Genomic DNA, 18753 nt, shown 5'->3' on the forward strand with positions numbered 1-18753 from the left:
GTTTTTGATATTAAATATTAATTCTTGTATTATTTCAAATCGCTTATTCAGCGTTGTCTAAAAAATCTTTGATTTTATCGACATATCGGTCAAAAAAGGATCTTCTTATTTTTGTTTCAGTTGATTCTTCTTTAACTACCTTCTTCACTTCTTCAACAGCCTCTACATAAGACTCTTCAACCTCGTATTGTTGTTGCTGTTGCACCGGAGCTCTATATTGTTGTGCCTTAGGTTGCTCTATCACATCCTGTCTTACAGCACTTTGAGTTCTATTTTCAATACTGTTCATTACTAATCCTACTGCAGTAGCATATAACGGGCTGGAAATTTCCTCATCCGAGTTACCTGCCAAATGCTCATTTGGATAACCAATTCTCGTATCCATTCCTGTAATGTACTCTACTAATTGTTTAATGTGTTTTAGTTGAGCTCCACCACCTGTAAGAACAATTCCTGCAATTAATTTCTTGCGGGGATCTTCATGACCGTAAGCTTTTACTTCTGTAAAAACCTGATCTACGATTTCGACTACACGAGCATGAATTATTTTTGACAAATTCTTCAAAGAAATTTCTTTTGGCTCTCTTCCTCTTAATCCCGGAATCGAAACAATTTCGTTATCTTTATTTTCTCCTGGCCATGCCGACCCGAATTTAATTTTTAATAACTCAGCTTGTTTTTCGATTATCGAACAACCTTCTTTTATATCATCAGTAATTACATTTCCTCCAAAAGGAATAACTGCTGTATGACGAATAATTCCATCTTTAAAAATCGCCAAATCTGTAGTTCCACCACCAATATCAATAAGCGCAACACCAGCTTCTTTTTCTTCCTGACTCAATACTGCATCTGCCGAAGCCAAAGGCTCTAATGTTAAACCCGATAATTCAATTCCTGAACTTTGAATACATCGTCCTACGTTTCTTATGGATGACGCTTGTCCAACCACAACGTGAAAACTAGATTCTAATCTTCCTCCGTACATTCCGATCGGCTCTTTAATCTCCGATTGTCCATCAATTTTAAATTCCTGTGGTAAAACATGAATAATTTCTTCGCCTGGTAACATTGCAAGTTTATTAACCTGATCTATTAAAAGCTGAATATCATTTTCTCCAATTACCTCTTCAGGATTGCTTCTGCTTATGTAATCAGTATGCTGGATGCTACGAATATGTTGCCCTGCAATACCTACAACTACATCTTTAATCTTGTAACCCGAATTATTCTCCGCTTCATGTATCGCCTGTTGAATAGATTGTATTGTTTGAGTAATGTTGTTTACAACACCTCTTGCAACACCTAAGCTTTTTGATTTTCCGATTCCTAAAATCTCAAGCTTACCATATTCATTTTTCTTACCTATCATGGCAACAATTTTGGTTGTACCAATATCTAGACCTACTGCAATATTATCTTTTTCCATTATCTATTATTTTGTGCAAACTACTTGTTCCGTAAACCTGAGATCAATCTTATTGTATTTGTATAACGAACTATCTAAAACAGCCTTTTGAAAAAAGGCTTTATAATTGTTAAATTTTCGCTCAACATTTATCGTTCTGCCAAAATCTATCTCGTAATTAAAATTTCTGTTAAGCATTTTTAAGCTACCATTAGGCATAATCTGTATTGCAATGATATTTTTTTTCAAAAATGCATCGTCATAAATCATGCGAAATAAAGTAGCTAAATCTTCGTTATTTTTATTATTTATATCCCCCGAAACAAGAGGAACTCTCGCTGTAAAATTATCCGACAAAGGCATTTTACTACCCTCGTAATCAATATAGAAAGACTCATTCCCGTTCATAACGCGGGCTATCGGTGTCTTCTGTTTTACTACTGCTTTTAGAATACCATCTATACTCACAAATACATCTGATTTTTCAATCATCTCTTGCGAATTAAGGGTTTTCTCTATCTTATTCAAATCTAACCCTTCTTTTTTAATACTAGAAGCATCTCTTTTATTTTCTATTAACAATTTATTAACCGCTTCTTGTTTTACAAAAAGTGAGTTATCCCCTATAAAAACCACAGTCGATTTCTTTAATTTTCGCTCTCCATTTCTATGTGAAGTGAACGAAAACAAAAAAATAACTACCCCAAACATGAGTACTAAACGGATATTTGTCCAATTAATTAGTTTCATTTAAAATATTTTTAATTGACGGCACTAATTCACCTATATCACCAGCTCCAATTGTAACAATTATCGTTGCATCACTAGCTTTAATCGATGCTAATAAATCATTTTTTGCAACAATTTTCTTGTTAGAATTGTCCATTTTATCCATTAACCATTGCGATGTAATTCCTTCCATCGGCAATTCTCTAGCCGGATAAATATCCATCAAAATCACTTCATCAAAAGCTGATAAACTTTTAGCAAAACCATCTGCAAAATCTCTCGTTCTGCTAAACAAATGTGGCTGAAAAATAGCTAACACTTTTTGCCCCGGATATAACTCTCTAACAGCTTGATTTACTGCATTTATTTCTGTTGGATGATGTGCATAATCATCTATATAAACTAAATTATCAGTTTTTATCTGATAAGAAAAACGTCTTCTTATTCCGCCAAAAGAAGCAATTGCTTTTACTATAGCTGCTGTTGGCGTACCACCAGTTTTTGCCATTGCAATAGCCATTAATGCATTCATTAAATTATGCATACCTGGTAATGCAAAATGTAAATCTTTAATCGTCTCTGATGGCGTTTGCACATCAAAAACATAACTACCTTTTGCAATTCTAACATTAAACGCTTTAAACTGGGCATCTTCATTAATAGCACATTGCACTCCTTCAAGAGGCAATTCTTTGGTTATAAAAAGATTCCTCTTATCCTCAACCTTATTAGCAAACTCTACAAATGAAGCTTCGATGGCTTCGCTTGTGCCATAAATATCCAAATGATCGGCATCCATGGATGTAATACAAGCAATATTTGGATGTAAATGCAAGAAAGAACGATCAAATTCATCTGCTTCAACTACCGTAACAGTTTTCCCGTTTCCTATTAAATTCGAACTATAATTCTCAACAATTCCTCCAACAAAAGCAGTAACATCAGCTCCACTTACATATAAAATATGTCCTAAAATGCTTGATGTGGTCGTTTTACCATGTGTTCCCGCAACTGCATAACAAAAAGTCCCTTTGGTTATAATTCCCAAAACTTCGGCTCTTTTCTTAACCTCGTAATTTCTTTCTATAAAATAATTCCATTCCGAATGCGTAACAGGCACTGCTGGTGTAACAATTACCAACGTATTTTCTATAAAATAATCTTTAGGAATTAGATTAATATTATCTTCAAAATGAATATTAATTCCGCTTTCGATTAACTCATTTGTAAGCGTTGAAGGTGTTTTATCGTAACCTGAAACCTGTTTTCCAATATTCTTGAAATAACGAGCCAGAGCACTCATTCCGATGCCTCCAATTCCTATAAAATAGACGTTCTGTATTTGGTTTAAATTCATTTCTTTTTTGCTTTAGGCTTTAGGCGCTAAACTTTATGCATAGACCTTCAACTTTATAACTATTTTTTTATTTAATCAACTTTATAATTTCTTCAACAATTGCTTTTGTCGCACCTGGCATAGCCAAGCGTTTGATGTTCTCACTAAGCAGTTTTTGCTTTCCTTCATCCTTCAACAGCGCTTCAAAAACAATGCTAAACTCGCTATTTAGCTCAGATTCTTTCAATAAAACCGCACCTTTCTGATTTACAACAGCTTGTGCATTTTTTGTTTGATGATCTTCGGCTACATTTGGCGACGGAATAAAAATAACCGGCTTCCCAACTATACATAATTCCGAAACCGATGATGCTCCAGCTCTTGAAATGATAATATCAGCGGCTGCATAAACAAAATCCATTCTTTCGATAAAATCAACCACTTTTACATTTGGTTGATTGTATTTTTTATAATCTTCAAAATATAATTTCCCACATTGCCAGATAACCTGAATATTTTGAGAAAGGATATTTGGTAATTCTTTTTCTATTAATTGGTTTACTCTTCTCGCACCAAGGCTTCCTCCAAGAATTAACAACGTTTTTTTATTTGAATCCAAATTATAAAACCCAATTGCTTCGGCTCTTTTGCCATCAATATCAATTAAATCCTGACGAACCGGATTACCAGTTAAAACAATTTTATCTACGGGGAAAAATCGTTCCAAATTTTTATACGCTACACAAATAGCACTAGCTTTTTTACTAAGCAATTTATTAGTAATTCCCGGAAATGAATTTTGTTCCTGGATAACTGTTGGGATTCCTGCCGAACCCGCCATTTGTAATAGCGGACCACTTGCAAAACCTCCTGTTCCAATAACTACATTTGGCTTAAAATCTTTTATTATTTTTCTTGATTGCAATAAACTACTCATTAACTTAAAAGGAAACATGGCATTCTGAAAAGTTAATTTTCGTTGTAATCCAGCAATCCAAAGACCTTTTATATGATATCCCGCTTGTGGTACTTTCTGCATTTCCATTTTGTCTTTGGCACCAACAAAAAGAAATTCAGCATTGGGATATTGTAACTTTAATTCATTCGCAATTGCAATTGCAGGGTAAATATGTCCTCCAGTTCCACCACCGCTTAATATGAATTTATATTTTGTCATATTTTTAAATGTTACTACATTTTAAAAATTATTATATTCTCTTTCTTTAGTCTAATCATCTCATAACAGGTTCCATGGGATTCTTTGCATTATCTTCTATAGAATAACCTGCTGCTACTTCATCACCATTCACTACTTCATTCTCTTCTTCTAATTGTTTGTCTATTAATTTTTGAAGCGCTTCTTCTCTTTTTTCTTTTTCCTTTAGCTCCTCTTCTATTTCTTCGTCTTTTTTGGTAACACTAATAATAATTCCAAGTGCAAAACAAGTCATCCAAATCGAACTACCTCCACTACTAATAAGCGGTAATGTTTGTCCTGTTACCGGCAATAATTCAACAGCTACAGCCATATTAATCATCGCTTGAAATATCATTGGGAAACCGAGCCCGACGACGACTAACTTCCCAAATAGCGTATTGGCTTTATGCGATGCGATTACAAATCGGAACATCAACAATAAATACAAACACAATATTGTCAAACCTCCTATTAAACCATATTCCTCTACAATTATTGCATAGATAAAATCGGAAGATGATTGTGGCAAAAAGTTCTTCTGAACACTTTTCCCCGGTCCTAAACCTCCTAATTTTCCAGATGCAATAGCGATCTTTGCCTTTTCTATCTGGTAATCATCTTCATCTGGCTTATCGGTCGTGAAATTTTCAATTCTACTTCCCCATGTTCCTACCCTGCTAAAAAAGCGAGATTCCGGAAAGGCTTTCGCCAAAAGAAGAAAGAAAAGAAACATTACAACACCCGAACCTATAATGAATCCAATATATTTTAAAGGATATTTACCAATAAATGTCAGCATTATTACCATCGAAAAAATAAGTGCCGTAGTCGAAAAGTTCGCTGGCAAAATAAGCATCAACGTAATAAAAACCGGCATCCAAAGCTGTATTAATGAAACCTGAAAAGGTTCATCTTCATCTCTGGTTTTAGATAAATAACGTGCCACAAAAATGAACAATACCATCGATGCCAATGTAGACGTCTGAAACGTGATTCCGATAAACGGAACCTGAATCCAACGACTCGCATTTGCCCCAGCAATAACAGTTCCTTTTAAAAGCGTATAAGCCAATAAAAGCCAAACCACTGGTAAAGCCACTTTGGAAATTGCTCTAAAATAATGATACGGTACTTTGTGAACCCAGTAAATAATTAAAAAACCAATACAAATATGAGCCAGATGTTTTACCAAATAACCTAATGTATTTCCTGTTCCATGACCTATATAAGCCAAATTACTACTCGCACTAAAAACAGGCATAAACGAAAACAAAGCCAATAAAGCCACGAATGACCATATTACCCTATCTCCTTTTAATTTGTTTACTAGTTCTTTCATCTTCAATTTTGTTTAAAGTTATTTTTGTTTAATGTTTAAAGTTGCTCAACCTTAAACATTAAACCTTAAACTTTTATAGATTGTGTACTGCCAACTTAAATTGCTTTCCTCTGTCTTCGTAGTTTTCGAATAAATCGAAACTTGCACAAGCTGGAGATAATAATACCGCATCTCCTTTTTCGGTTAAGCGTTGTGCTGTTTTTACAGCGTCATTCATATTATTAACTTCAACCATAATATCAACTACATTTCCAAAAGCATCGATAATTTTTCTGTTATCAACACCAAGACAAATAATTGCTTTTACTTTCTCACGAACTAATGACATTAATTCGTTATAATCATTTCCTTTATCAACACCACCAACAATCCAAACTGTTGGAGCATTCATACTATCCAAAGCAAAAAAAGTAGCATTTACATTTGTTGCTTTTGAATCATTAATATATTGTACGTTCTGAATTTTCAGAACTTTTTCTAAACGGTGTTCAACACCTTGAAAATTAGATAAACTTTCACGAATTGTTGCATTTCTTATCTGCATCAATTTAGCTACTGAACTTGCTGCCATTGCATTTTTCGTATTATGTTTTCCCTCTAAAGCAATGTACTCAGTATCCATTGTAAACTCTTCTTGGTTAATCTTAATTTCCATTTTGTTGTTTTTTATAAATGCTCCCTCATTGAGTTCTTTAGTCAACGAAAAAGGAATTAGTTTTGCTTTTGTGGTGTTATTTTTAAGCCATTCGGTTATTGCTTCATCATCGGCATCGTAAATAAGATAATCACTTTCTGTTTGATTCATCGTCACCCTAAACTTCGAGTTGATATAATTCTCATACTTATAATCATATCTGTCTAAATGATCCGGACTAATATTGGTAATAATTGCAATATCAGGTCTGTAATCTATAATCCCGTCCAATTGAAAACTGCTCAATTCAAGCACATAAACATCAAATTTGTTTTCGGCTACCTGCCATGCAAAACTCTTTCCGATGTTCCCTCCCAATCCAACATTTAATCCTGCCGATTTTAACAAATGATGCGTTAACATTGTTGTTGTCGTCTTACCATTACTTCCTGTAATCCCGATAGTAAGCGCTTCGGTATAAGGCTTTGCAAACTCAATTTCGGAGATTACTTTAATCCCTTTCTCAACAAGTTTTTTTACTATTGGTGATTTCTCAGGAATACCAGGACTTTTCATTACCACATCGGCATTTAAAATCAAATCCTCAGTATGCTTTTCTTCTTCCCAAGCAATTCCATTAATGATAAGAACTTCTTTATAACTCTCGTTTATCTTTCCATAATCGGAAACAAAAACATCATATCCTTTCTTCTTTCCAAGAATAGCGGTACCAACACCACTTTCTCCTCCACCTAAAACTACTAGCCTCATATTATCTTAGTTTTAATGTTATGATAGACAATATGGCCAACATGATAGCAACGATCCAAAATCGGGTCACAATCTTACTCTCGTGATATCCTTTCTTTTGGTAATGATGGTGTAATGGTGACATCAGGAATATTCTTCTTCCTTCACCAAAACGTCTTTTAGTATATTTAAAATAAGCTACCTGAATAATTACCGAAGCACTTTCCGCCAAGAAAATACCACAGAATAAAACAATCAACATCTCTTTACGAACTGCAATTGCCAAAACAGCTATTATCCCTCCTATTGTTAAACTTCCTGTATCTCCCATAAAAACCGATGCCGGATAGGAGTTGTACCAAAGAAATCCAATTAATGCCCCCACAAAGGCCGATATAAAGACCGTCATCTCTCCCGAATTGGGGATGTACATAATATTGAGGTAATTCGAGAAAATAATATTTCCAGAAAGGAATGTAAATATCCCGAGCGCAAGCACCGATATTGCCGAAGTTCCTGCTGCAAGACCATCTATCCCATCGGTTAAATTAGCCCCATTGGAAACTGCTGTGATAATAAAAATCACAACTGGTATAAAAATTAACCATGCCCATTTTTCATATCCTTCGCCTGTCCAAGCCAATAATTCGGCATAATCAAATTCGTTATTTTTAAAGAAAGGAATTGTTGTAACCGTTGATTTTTCTTCAATAAGTGCTGGAACTATAACACTCGTTGTTGATTGAACTCTATAAATATTACTGTTCCCTGTATCGGTTCTTACAGTAACATTTGGACTAAAATAAAGTACAGAACCTACAATTAAGCCTAAACCTACTTGCCCGATAACTTTAAAAATTCCTTTAAGTCCTTGTTTGTCCTTTTTGAAAATTTTAATATAATCATCCACAAAACCAATTACCCCCATCCAAAGTGTGGTAACAATTAACAATACAATATAAATGTTATGAAGTTTAGCAAACAACAAAACCGGCACAAGCGTAGCAAATATGATGATTAACCCACCCATAGTTGGCGTACCTGCTTTTTCATTTTGTCCAGCAAGACCAAGCTCACGAACAGTTTCACCCACTTGTTGGTTTCTTAGAAAATTGATAATCCTTTTTCCATAAATTGTAGACAAAAGCAACGAAAGCAAAAATGCCAATGCTGATCTAAAAGTAATGTACTGAAAAACACCTGTTCCTGGCACATCTAAAGTTTTGTCTAAATATTCAAATAAATAGTATAGCATATATCTGGTTTTATTTGTTTAGTTGTGCTAAAATTTCCTTAACAACCTGCATATCATCAAAATCGTGACGTACACCATTTACCTCTTGATATGTTTCATGCCCTTTACCTGCTATTAAAATAATATCGTTAGGCTGAGCCAATTGACAAGCTGTTTTTATAGCTTGTTTTCTATCTGTAATCGCCAATGTTTTTTTATAATTTTGTGGTTCAACACCTTTTTCCATTTCACTAATTATAGTTTCTGGATCTTCATTTCTAGGATTATCCGATGTAAATATTGCCTTATCACTTAATTCCGAACCAATTTGTGCCATAATCGGACGTTTGGTTTTATCTCTATTACCTCCACAACCTACAACCGTAATTAATTGCTCGTTTTTAGTACGAATATCATTTATGGTTTTCAATACATTTTCTAACGCATCTGGAGTATGAGCGTAATCTACAATCGCCGTGATATTAGAATCTGAAACAATGAATTGAAAACGTCCAGAAACACTTTCTAAATCCGATAGCAATCGCAACGCTTCAAGACTATCAATTCCTAATTCAATTGCAGTTCCATAAATAGCCAATAGATTATAAGCATTAAATGTTCCTATCAATTTTACCCAAACTTCATTATCATTTATTTTTAATAACAATCCTGATAATTGATTTTCTAAAATTTGCGCTTTATAATCTGCGTATGTTTTTAAAGCATAAGTACGTTTTTGAGCTACAGTATTCTGTAACATTACAGGACCGTTTTTATCATCAATATTTGATAATGCAAATGCAGATTTAGGTAATGAATCAAAAAACGATTTTTTAACATCTCTATAATCTGCAAACGTTGGATGGTAATCCAAATGATCGTGTGATAAATTTGTAAAAATCCCACCTACAAAATGCAATGCTTCAGTACGTTTTTGATGAATTCCGTGTGAACTCACTTCCATAAAACAATACGTAACTCCAGCCTCAATCATTTCATTTAAATAATGATTGATTGTAATAGAATCTGGTGTTGTATGAGTTGCTTTATATTCCGTCTCGTCAACTAATATTTTTACTGTAGATAATAAACCTACTTTAAATCCTGCTTTTTTAAATAATTGATACAACAATGAGGCAATCGTAGTTTTTCCGTTTGTTCCTGTAATACCAACTAATTTTATTTTTTCTGATGGATTATCAAAATAATTAGCCGCCATAAAAGCCAAAGCCGAATTGGTATCTTTAACTTTAATGTAAGTAACTCCTTTTACTAAAACCTCTGGCAATGTATCACAGATAATAGCTGTTGCACCAAGATCGATTGCTTTTTGGATATAATCATGACCATCAGAAAGTGAACCACGAATGGCCACAAAAACATCATTTCCCTCTATTTTTCTAGAATCAAAATCTATTTTATGAATAGCAATATCTGTTGAACCGGTTACCGACTCAATAGCTACTTTGTATAATATGTCTTTTAATATGCTCACGATAATTCTAATACTATAGTTGTGTTTTTGGCTATATTCTGCCCTGCCTGAAGTGATTGATTTTTCACTTTTCCAATTCCGTTAATTTTTACTTTAAGCCCTAAATTTTCAAGTAAGGCAATAGCATCCATACCCGACATTCCTTTTACATCTGGAATAGATTGTTGCTTTTTTTGTACTTGAGTATAATAAGCATCGTAATTACTTTCTTGCTTAGGAATTTTAGTATCTAATCTCTTTATTTCATTTGTCGATGGCGCATCTGTAAAAATCTTTTGAGCAATTCTTTTAAAAACTGGTCCTGCTACATCTGCTCCGTAATAATTATTTCTGGATGTATTTGGTTTATGAACAACCACAATACAAGAATATTTTGGATGATCTGCCGGAAAATATCCAACAAAAGAGGATGCATAATACAAACCTGCTCTCCCTACATTTCCGTAATTTACCATAGCCGTTCCTGTTTTACCTGCCATCGAAAAATCCTTCGAATACAACTTAGATCCTGTTCCTTTTTTTACCACATTCGCCAAAACTGCTTTTAGCTTTTTGATTGTTTCCGGCGAACATACTTTAGGATTCAAAACCTCGACATCAAACTTTTTAATCGTTCTATTCCATTCTTTTATCTCCGAAACAAACTGTGGCTTAACCATTACTCCATTATTTGCAACAGAATTATAATAAGTCAACGTTTGCAATGGCGTTACTGAAACACCGTATCCAAAAGCCATCCATGGCAATGAAACCCCCGACCAATGTTTGTCTCCTGGTTGTGGTATATAAGGTCTTCCTTCTCCTTGAAATTGCAATCCTAGTATTTTATTTAATCCGTACCCATTAATATGATTTACAAACTTAGAAGGGTTGTTTTTATAATTATCATATACCGCCTGAACCATTACTGTATTCGACGATAATTCAAAACCTCGTGCCAATGATATTTTTCCATAACCGCCTATATGTGAATCACGTACCGAACGCCCATAATATTTTACAATCCCGTTATGACTGTCATAAACGGTACTCGTATCGGCAACTTTATCTTCTAGAATCGTCATTAAATCAACCAATTTAAAAGTTGATCCCGGCTCATGCGATTCAGCTATAGCATAATTTGTTGTTTCGTAATAAGATCCATCATCTGCTCTACCCAAGTTGGAAATTGCTTTGATATGTCCCGTTTCGGTTTCCATAACAACTACACAACCGTGATCTGCCTCATAATCTTCTAATTGTTTTAACAATGCATGATGCGCGATATCTTGAATAAAAACATCTATTGTCGAGATTACATCATATCCATCTTGAGGATCTACTTCATTTACATCACGAATAGGTTTCCACTGCCCTTTTGCAATTTTTTGCTTTAGAATTTTACCGTCTTTTCCATTCAGATATTTTCTAAAAGCCCATTCGATTCCTTTACCCATTGAGTCCCCACTAACACCGCCTTTATCATAACCGATAGTACGCTCTGCAATTTTCCCGATAGGATGTTCTCTTACCGTTTCCTGCTCAATGATGATTCCTCCTTTATAAGCTCCCAAATTAAATAATGGGAACCTCTTTATTTTTATATAATCTGTATAACTCAACTTGCGAGCAATCAAAAAATACCTGTTTTTATTGGCTCTAGCCTTTCTTAATTCGTTTTGATAATAGCCACTAGGTCTTCCTAAAACTACCGACAAAGAATCCGAAAGTAATTTTACATTCTTCTCGAATGCTTCTGTTTTTGGCGCAACAGCGTCAAATCGAATTTCATAATTAGGAATAGAAGTTGCCAAAAGGCTTCCGTCGGCAGAATAAATATTCCCTTTATTAGCAGGAATAACAAAATTCTTCACAGTACGTTGCTTGGCCAATTTTCGATAATAATCACCTTCAACCCACTGAATATTAGTTAACTTCACGACAATACCAATTGCCATCAAAAAGATGAAAACTGCTACCAGATAAATTCTGTAGGATATATTTTTATCGTCTACTGCCATATGCGTTTAAAAAAGCTCTTTTCTTTTTCTTTCTTTACTTCAATTTTAATCGGTGGAACTGTCGATGGATAAATTTCTTTAGCAAGCATTTTTTCCGATACTGTCGATTCCATTTTTAACTTCATCAATTCCGAACGCCTGTCTACAAACTCCGATCGCAATTCCTTTACTTCATTATTCAATTTTGCAATTTCAAAAACCTTTTGTTCGTATCGTTGTGTATTTGCAATCATTATTATTGCCAGCAGAATTATAAAAACGATAAAACGCCAATTTTTCACAGCGTCATCATTAATAAGAAATCTTGCTTTTAATATGTCAAATACTCCGTGTTTCATTATACCTTATTATAGTACCTATCTTTTTTCGGCAATTCTTAGCTTTGCACTTCTTGCTCTGTTATTTATTTTAATTTCCGCATTGTCCGGAACTATTAGCTTTCCGATGGTTTTAAATGGAACCGTAAAGTTTCCATAAAAATCACGTTCTGGCTCTCCTTCAAACATTCCGTTTTTAATAAAACGTTTCACCAGTCTATCTTCCAGTGAGTGATATGAAATAACACTTAATCTTCCACCTGGGTTTAATATCTCCAATGATTGCTCGATGAATTCTTTCAACACATCCATTTCCTGATTTACCTCAATACGAATGGCCTGATAAATCTGAGCTAATATTTTATTTCGAACTCTTTCAGGTAAATATTTCGCCAAAACCTCTTTCAATTCGTCTGTAGTTTTAATTGGTCTGTGCTCTCTGGCCTCTACAATTGTTCTTGACAAAACTGGTGCATTTTTCAATTCTCCATAATCCAAAAAAACTCTGCGTAAATCCTGCTCGTCATATTCATTAACCACACGATATGCATTTAAATCATTCTTCTGACTCATTCTCATATCTAGCTCAGCATCAAAACGAGTAGAAAATCCTCTTTCGGCAACATCAAATTGATGTGATGAAACACCTAAGTCTGCCAAAATCCCATCTACTCCTCTTACACCATGAAAACGCAAGAACCTTTTTATAAATCTAAAATTCTCATTTATTAAAGTAAACCTCTCATCAGGCAAGGCATTCGCCAAAGCGTCTTCGTCCTGATCAAAAGCAAACAACTTTCCATTTGGCCCTAGCCTGTTTAAAATCTCTTTTGAGTGTCCACCACCACCAAACGTTACATCTACATAAATGCCGTCAGGCTTAATATTCAAGCCATCTACTGTTGGATGAAGCAAAACCGGATTATGATATTCCATTGTCGTCGTCATTTATATTTCCCATTACTTCTTCGGCTAAATCTGCAAAATCCATATCTTCGCCGCTAATTGATTTTTCGTATAACTCTTTATCCCATATCTCAACAATATTCACTGCTGATGAAAACACTACATCTTTCGAAATACCAGAAAAAGTCATTAAATCTTTCGGAATCAATAAACGTCCTAATGCATCAATCTCAACAATCTTAACTCCAGCGGTAAACCTTCTGATAAAATCATTGTTCTTTTTTACAAAACGATTCAGTTTATTAATTTTCTGCATCATCAAATCCCATTCTTCCATCGGATACAACTCCAGACAAGTCTGAAATACGGAACGCTTCAAAACAAATCCGTTTTGAAGTGAGGTTGCCAACTGCTTTTTTAAAGGTGCAGGCATCAAAAGCCTCCCTTTAGCATCGACTTTACACTCATATGTCCCGACAATTGTGTTCAAAAAAAAGTATGGATATGTTACACAGCAAAAATATAAAAAATATTACCACAATTTACCACTATATACCACTTTGTTGATAAGTTTAACCACTTTTACCCCAAAACCCTTAAATTATGCAGAGTCAGAACGTTAGCCTCTTTTAAAATTCCTTGTAAGAATGATTCTACATAATAAAAACCAAAGCGATATTGTTAAAAATTCACTGTCCGTTTTTGACTATTTTTATGATAAAAAAGAAAAAAATCAGAACATATAGCGACTGATTTTTAGGTATTTATTACTTCTACTAAAATTATCTAGTTAAAAATTGTTTTCAAAAATCCATATTTATGTATTAAACCCTATATTTGTCCAAATTGAAATCGGTACTTAGTTAGATGGATAAACATTACAAAAAAGAAGGTAGATACAGCTATTATGAAGCTGGAGAAGGGACACCTATTGTTATATTACATGGCCTCATGGGAGGACTTAGTAACTTTGATGCCGTAGCCGAATATTTTTCAAATAAAGGGTATAGAATAGTAATACCCGATTTACCGATATACACACAAAGTATCTTAAAGACAAACGTAAAGAGCTTTGCAAAATACGTTAAGGATTTTATTACTTTCAAAGGATTCGACAAAGTTATCTTGCTAGGGAATTCGCTAGGTGGACATATTGCCCTATACCACACCAAGCTATACCCAGAAAAAGTAATAGGTCTTGTTATAACAGGTAGTTCCGGACTTTATGAAAGCGCAATGGGAGACAGTTACCCTAAAAGAGGCGATTACGAATACATAAGAAGAAAAGCTGAAGATGTTTTTTATGATCCTAAAATTGCAACACCAGAGCTTATCGATGAAGTTTATGCCTCTGTAAATGATCGCATAAAATTAATTAAAACACTTACGATTGCCAAAAGTGCTATTCGTCACAATATGGCAAAAGACCTACCTAAGATGCAAGTTGAAACTTGTATCATATGGGGTAAAAATGATAAAGTAACTCCTCCAGACGTAGCCGAAGAGTTTAACAAATTACTTCCTAACTCTTCTTTATACTGGATAGACAAATGTGGACATGCTGCCATGATGGAACATCCGGAAGAGTTTAACAAAATTCTTGAAGAATGGTTGCAAAAAACCAATTTATAATAAATGCTTTCGAATTTGAGGAGGTTTTAGAAATAGTATAGATATGAAAATAAATACCGCCGAATTTATAATTAGTAATTCTGATGTTAGCAAATGTCCTAAGGACTTCTTGCCAGAATATGCTTTTATAGGAAGATCAAATGTAGGAAAGTCTTCTTTGATCAACATGCTGACCAATCATAAAAACTTGGCAAAAACTTCTGGTCGCCCTGGAAAAACACAATTGATAAATCATTTCCTGATTAACAACAATTGGTTCCTTGTGGATTTACCAGGATATGGATATGCCAAAGTTTCTAAAAAAACAAAATCTGTTTTCCAACAGTTCATTACTGATTATTTTGAAACTCGCGAACAATTAGTTTGCGCTTTTGTATTAATCGATATTCGTCATGAAGCTCAAGCTATCGATATTGAATTTATGTCGTACATGGGAGAAAGCGAAATTCCGTTTTGCATCATTTTTACCAAAGCTGACAAAATCAGTAAAGTAAAAATCGATTCTCATGTTGCCGCTTACAAAAAGAAAATGTTCGCCAATAACTGGGCCGAAATGCCTCATTATTTCGTAACATCAGCAACAGAATCAACAGGTAAAGATGAAGTCTTAAATTACATTGATGAAGTAAACCAAGAGGTATTTAAAAACAATAGTCAGTTTTAAAATACTCTTTTCAGAAATAAAAAAAATCCCAAAACTTTTATCGGTTTTGGGATTTTTAGTTTTGGATCAATTAATACGGTACTGGTTTTGTAAACGTTTCTTGCGATACTATTGCTTCTTGTAAATCTATTTCTCTATCATTAGTTTTTAGTTTTATAGAGATTCCTGTTGTTTCTCGTGGCTTGGTATTTCTATCTATATTAATTACAAAACCAATACCTTCATTGGGTTTGGTTTGCTCAAATAGAGTTTTTATTTTTTTTTCATCAAAGTAAACATAGCTTTCCATGCGCCTGTCGTTTATATCGTGCCAAACAATATTCATTTTTCGTGGTGCTGCTCTCTTTTTTATTGGCATTATATTATTGTTTAAACTCAGGAAAATAGATTCGAACTCACCGTTAATATAATTAAATTTTATCGTCTCTACTTTGTCTTCGGGTTTTACTACAGGTGTTAATGAGTAGGTTCGAAACAAAGTATCCCAATAGCCAAAAGGTATTGTTTCTTGTGTAATCTGGTCTTTTATTTCTTGAGGTAAATCTTCATTCATATAATTAACATATTCATCAATTCCCTTTTTATCCGTCATTGATTTATGTGCAACTTTCCAATCTACATTTTTATCTTCATGGGCTTGGTAACGCCCTACAATTGTCATACTAGATGGGCTAAATACGTATAACACCACTATCCCACCAGGGAAAAGTGCTGCATTGATTGTAAAATCATAATCTTTAACAATTCCTGCTTTTTTAGTTGGTACATCCCAATAAGGTCTTTCACTACCGTTAATCATCAATGCCTCTATTTTATCAGTATCAAGATTAAAAATCCCTGAATAACTTTTGTTTTCAGTATAAGACATCCAAGTAATATCTAATACTTTTGGTGTATTTCCTGTAGTTTCACCAGAAGATGACCCATCATTATCTCCTAGATTTTTACTATCAATAATACAATCAAAAGGCATATACACATATGCACTGTTAGGTTTCGTTCCTAATATTAAATGCCCTGAGAAAATTTCGGCAGGATAGTTTTTTGGCGTGCAAGCAGCAGTGGTCCAGCTGTATTTTTTTTGTTCCATGTTCTTTTGGCACGAAGCCAGTGTTAGGTTTAATAATGTAAGTAATACGATTACTTTTATTTTGTTTTTCATATTATCCATTTATTATAAATCGTTCCCAAATTATTTCTCTATAAGAGTTTGATCCCACTCCGGTAGGTTTTGTCATGCGGGGTTCCATGCCTATGCCGTCCATGCTCGCAGAGCAATGTAAGTATTTATTGCGTAATGTCATTAACATTTTATGATCTTCGGCTTGGGAATAAAATTTATCTATTTCGGTTTCATTATTTCCTAAGCGTTTCTCTTTTTCTTCTAATTCCTTTTTACTAAAAAATGTCATCTTGGGCTTGCCTTCAAAGGCATATTCGTCAAGACGTTTTTTGATAGCATCAAGTGCTGACGGGATTTCATATTCTTTATTTAAAACTTTTCTATAATCCCACGGAATTTTATATTTACGTTTTCCAAACTCTGCCATTAAGTGTAGGATTACAAGACTGTACTCATTGCTTGGGAATCTGTTGCCTTCGAGAAATTCAAAATGTTCTATCATTTCTTTTTCTTTGAACCAACCCTGTTCCTGCATTTTTAGCATTTCGCTCCTTAACATGTGTGAGGATTCTGATAAAATGGTTTGTTCCCACTCTTTATTTTTATACCCGCCACCTATGTCTGAGTGTACCCCTGGTAAGTATAGCTCTTTACTGTTTGCACCTGCACTGGCAATATTAGTAAGTGGGAATTTTTCGCGATGTTCATCCTCAGCAGTAAGATGTACTGTAAAGCCTACTATAGGAATGTGTAAGGGTATTTTATCGACCGTAATATCGTCGAAAACATTACCTCCATAAGACGAAACTGTATCGTATAAACCTAAGAGTCTTATTTTTATACGGTACGGTTTTTCTTTATAATCCAGCTCTTTAAAGGCTTTGCCTAAACAGCCCATTGCATAACTAGCGCTGTCTCCGGAATCTTTGGTCTTATACAACTCATTTACAAAAATGCGTGCTGCGGCTGCGCCACGGCTAAAACCAAAAACATCGATATATAAAGTGCTTATATTTTCCTCATTTTTTTTCTTTAATTTCCTTATAAGATCAAAACATCCTTTTTCTACTTTTTCATAAAGTCCTGTTTCTCCTTTGCCACCTGCTTGTCCACGTGTAAAATCACCATAATAACTCAATGAACCATCTTTGTTCTCTTTTGGGTTTTTAGTACCAATACCTTCTACATAAATAGAGAAATAATGTGTTTCATCTGGATATGCTTTTTGGAGTTTGTCTACATTGGTATTGTCGTTACCAAAACTCACGTTTCCAAGCCCTTTTTTTAGATTAGGATTTTTTCTTCGCCCTTCAATATTTTCTCTATTGTTCGATGTTCCATCAAAGAATACACCAATCGTTACGTCATTTCTTTCATCAAAATCTTTTTTTGGCACTACAAATCGGGGCTTTCCAAATATTATGTTCGACATATTGTTATGATTTATTACCTCTTATGATTACTTTTTTATTCGAAACTAGTGTTAGGTTATCTTTGGTTGCTACAATCTCGACCTTTCCAGTGGTTTCATAAATCGTCTTTGCAATACAGGTATATTTATTCTTAATTTCTATAGTTAAGTTCTTTGCGGTTTTATTAATTGCCATAAAATGAGTTTTAAATATTAAAAAAAGTTGGATTGTTCTGCGCTATTTATTTCTACTGTTTTCTGGCTACTCTCCAAAAGCATATTTTCGTCGGTACTTAAAATAGTTACTTTTTCGGCATAATGGGTAGATTCGTGAGAGCTTCGGGTAATTGTTTTTTCTATATTTTCACTTTTATTGTCTGCGGCCTCATTAATATTTCCACCAGCATTAATATCAATATCATGCGCTGCTTTTTGTATTATATCTGTTCCTGCATTATAAGTAATCCCCTCTGAGGCATTTATTATAAAGTTTTTGCAATTAAAAGTGACCGTTTCGGGAGACGTAAAGTTCATGTTTTTGTTATTTTCATCCAGATGAATTTCATTCCCGCTTGGA

Annotated in this window: 17 protein-coding genes and 1 pseudogene; 2 read left to right on the forward strand and 16 right to left on the reverse strand. The window is 34.1% G+C overall.

The window, feature by feature from the left end:
• Nucleotides 1-43: 43 nt before the first annotated feature.
• The 12 genes from ftsA to mraZ form a co-directional block, all read right to left on the reverse strand.
• Nucleotides 44-1429: a cell division protein FtsA gene (ftsA, locus tag OIU83_RS03655; RefSeq protein ID WP_264204910.1), complete on the reverse strand. Its 1386-nt coding sequence runs from the start codon at nt 1427-1429 to the stop codon at nt 44-46.
• A 6-nt stretch (nt 1430-1435) separates the two neighbouring features.
• Nucleotides 1436-2158: a cell division protein FtsQ/DivIB gene (locus OIU83_RS03660; RefSeq protein WP_264204911.1), complete on the reverse strand. Its 723-nt coding sequence runs from the start codon at nt 2156-2158 to the stop codon at nt 1436-1438.
• Complete coding sequence (gene murC, locus OIU83_RS03665) at nt 2145-3494, reverse strand: UDP-N-acetylmuramate--L-alanine ligase (RefSeq protein ID WP_264204912.1); 1350 nt, start codon at nt 3492-3494, stop codon at nt 2145-2147. The genes OIU83_RS03660 and murC overlap by 14 nt, the downstream gene beginning before the upstream one ends.
• 67 nt (nt 3495-3561) lie before the next feature.
• The gene (murG, locus tag OIU83_RS03670; protein ID WP_264204913.1) at nt 3562-4650 is read right to left on the reverse strand and encodes an undecaprenyldiphospho-muramoylpentapeptide beta-N-acetylglucosaminyltransferase; all 1089 of its coding nucleotides are present in this window, start codon (nt 4648-4650) and stop codon (nt 3562-3564) included.
• Nucleotides 4651-4705: 55 nt separating this feature from the next.
• Nucleotides 4706-6010, reverse strand: coding sequence for an FtsW/RodA/SpoVE family cell cycle protein (locus OIU83_RS03675; RefSeq protein ID WP_264204914.1), 1305 nt, complete (start codon nt 6008-6010; stop codon nt 4706-4708).
• 73 nt (nt 6011-6083) lie between these two features.
• A complete protein-coding gene (murD, locus tag OIU83_RS03680; RefSeq protein ID WP_264204915.1) occupies nt 6084-7415 on the reverse strand; it encodes a UDP-N-acetylmuramoyl-L-alanine--D-glutamate ligase in 1332 nt (443 codons plus the stop codon).
• A gap of 1 nt (nt 7416) precedes the next feature.
• Nucleotides 7417-8649 (reverse strand): phospho-N-acetylmuramoyl-pentapeptide-transferase, encoded by a 1233-nt coding sequence (mraY, locus tag OIU83_RS03685; protein WP_264204916.1) that lies wholly within the window; start codon nt 8647-8649, stop codon nt 7417-7419.
• 10 nt (nt 8650-8659) lie between these two features.
• Nucleotides 8660-10123 (reverse strand): UDP-N-acetylmuramoyl-L-alanyl-D-glutamate--2,6-diaminopimelate ligase, encoded by a 1464-nt coding sequence (locus OIU83_RS03690; RefSeq protein WP_264204917.1) that lies wholly within the window; start codon nt 10121-10123, stop codon nt 8660-8662.
• Entirely contained in the window at nt 10120-12123 is a 2004-nt protein-coding gene (locus OIU83_RS03695; RefSeq protein ID WP_264204918.1) for a penicillin-binding protein, read from the reverse strand. The genes OIU83_RS03690 and OIU83_RS03695 overlap by 4 nt, the downstream gene beginning before the upstream one ends.
• Nucleotides 12114-12461 (reverse strand): FtsL-like putative cell division protein, encoded by a 348-nt coding sequence (locus OIU83_RS03700; protein WP_264204919.1) that lies wholly within the window; start codon nt 12459-12461, stop codon nt 12114-12116. Before OIU83_RS03700 ends, OIU83_RS03695 begins: the two co-directional genes overlap by 10 nt.
• 18 nt (nt 12462-12479) lie before the next feature.
• On the reverse strand, nt 12480-13388 hold the full coding sequence (gene rsmH / locus OIU83_RS03705; RefSeq protein WP_264204920.1) for a 16S rRNA (cytosine(1402)-N(4))-methyltransferase RsmH: 909 nt from the start codon (nt 13386-13388) through the stop codon (nt 12480-12482).
• Nucleotides 13363-13836 carry a division/cell wall cluster transcriptional repressor MraZ gene (gene mraZ, locus OIU83_RS03710; protein WP_264204921.1) on the reverse strand — a complete coding sequence of 158 codons (474 nt, stop codon included), beginning with the start codon at nt 13834-13836 and terminating at the stop codon, nt 13363-13365. Before mraZ ends, rsmH begins: the two co-directional genes overlap by 26 nt.
• Nucleotides 13837-14213: 377 nt before the next feature.
• Between mraZ and OIU83_RS03715 the strand changes: the two genes are divergently transcribed.
• On the forward strand, nt 14214-14978 hold the full coding sequence (locus OIU83_RS03715) for an alpha/beta fold hydrolase (RefSeq protein WP_264204922.1): 765 nt from the start codon (nt 14214-14216) through the stop codon (nt 14976-14978).
• Nucleotides 14979-15021: 43 nt separating this feature from the next.
• Entirely contained in the window at nt 15022-15642 is a 621-nt protein-coding gene (gene yihA / locus OIU83_RS03720) for a ribosome biogenesis GTP-binding protein YihA/YsxC (RefSeq protein WP_264204923.1), read from the forward strand.
• Between the two features lie 70 nt (nt 15643-15712).
• On the opposite strand, the gene OIU83_RS03725 is transcribed toward yihA, so the two are convergent.
• The 4 genes and pseudogenes from OIU83_RS03725 to OIU83_RS03740 form a co-directional block, all read right to left on the reverse strand.
• Nucleotides 15713-16804: a DUF2931 family protein gene (locus OIU83_RS03725; RefSeq protein WP_264204924.1), complete on the reverse strand. Its 1092-nt coding sequence runs from the start codon at nt 16802-16804 to the stop codon at nt 15713-15715.
• 1 nt (nt 16805) lies between these two features.
• Entirely contained in the window at nt 16806-18197 is a 1392-nt protein-coding gene (locus OIU83_RS03730; RefSeq protein ID WP_264204925.1) for a T6SS phospholipase effector Tle1-like catalytic domain-containing protein, read from the reverse strand.
• A 4-nt stretch (nt 18198-18201) separates the two neighbouring features.
• A complete protein-coding gene (locus OIU83_RS03735) occupies nt 18202-18372 on the reverse strand; it encodes a hypothetical protein (RefSeq protein WP_264204926.1) in 171 nt (56 codons plus the stop codon).
• A gap of 17 nt (nt 18373-18389) precedes the next feature.
• Nucleotides 18390-18753: pseudogene (locus OIU83_RS03740) on the reverse strand (hypothetical protein); the annotation flags it as partial.

This window comes from Flavobacterium shii (assembly GCF_025847235.1).
Taxonomy (GTDB): domain Bacteria; phylum Bacteroidota; class Bacteroidia; order Flavobacteriales; family Flavobacteriaceae; genus Flavobacterium; species Flavobacterium shii.

What these genes read in the sequence shown, in the direction of transcription:
- ftsA (WP_264204910.1), bottom strand. Translation starts at nt 1,429, where the DNA reads ATGGAAAAAGATAATATTGCAGTAGGTCTAGATATTGGTACAACCAAA.
- OIU83_RS03660 (WP_264204911.1), bottom strand. Translation starts at nt 2,158, where the DNA reads ATGAAACTAATTAATTGGACAAATATCCGTTTAGTACTCATGTTTGGG.
- murC (WP_264204912.1), bottom strand. Translation starts at nt 3,494, where the DNA reads ATGAATTTAAACCAAATACAGAACGTCTATTTTATAGGAATTGGAGGC.
- murG (WP_264204913.1), bottom strand. Translation starts at nt 4,650, where the DNA reads ATGACAAAATATAAATTCATATTAAGCGGTGGTGGAACTGGAGGACAT.
- OIU83_RS03675 (WP_264204914.1), bottom strand. Translation starts at nt 6,010, where the DNA reads ATGAAAGAACTAGTAAACAAATTAAAAGGAGATAGGGTAATATGGTCA.
- murD (WP_264204915.1), bottom strand. Translation starts at nt 7,415, where the DNA reads ATGAGGCTAGTAGTTTTAGGTGGAGGAGAAAGTGGTGTTGGTACCGCT.
- mraY (WP_264204916.1), bottom strand. Translation starts at nt 8,649, where the DNA reads ATGCTATACTATTTATTTGAATATTTAGACAAAACTTTAGATGTGCCA.
- OIU83_RS03695 (WP_264204918.1), bottom strand. Translation starts at nt 12,123, where the DNA reads ATGGCAGTAGACGATAAAAATATATCCTACAGAATTTATCTGGTAGCA.
- OIU83_RS03700 (WP_264204919.1), bottom strand. Translation starts at nt 12,461, where the DNA reads ATGAAACACGGAGTATTTGACATATTAAAAGCAAGATTTCTTATTAAT.
- rsmH (WP_264204920.1), bottom strand. Translation starts at nt 13,388, where the DNA reads ATGACGACGACAATGGAATATCATAATCCGGTTTTGCTTCATCCAACA.
- OIU83_RS03715 (WP_264204922.1), top strand. Translation starts at nt 14,214, where the DNA reads ATGGATAAACATTACAAAAAAGAAGGTAGATACAGCTATTATGAAGCT.
- yihA (WP_264204923.1), top strand. Translation starts at nt 15,022, where the DNA reads ATGAAAATAAATACCGCCGAATTTATAATTAGTAATTCTGATGTTAGC.
- OIU83_RS03725 (WP_264204924.1), bottom strand. Translation starts at nt 16,804, where the DNA reads ATGAAAAACAAAATAAAAGTAATCGTATTACTTACATTATTAAACCTA.
- OIU83_RS03730 (WP_264204925.1), bottom strand. Translation starts at nt 18,197, where the DNA reads ATGTCGAACATAATATTTGGAAAGCCCCGATTTGTAGTGCCAAAAAAA.
- OIU83_RS03735 (WP_264204926.1), bottom strand. Translation starts at nt 18,372, where the DNA reads ATGGCAATTAATAAAACCGCAAAGAACTTAACTATAGAAATTAAGAAT.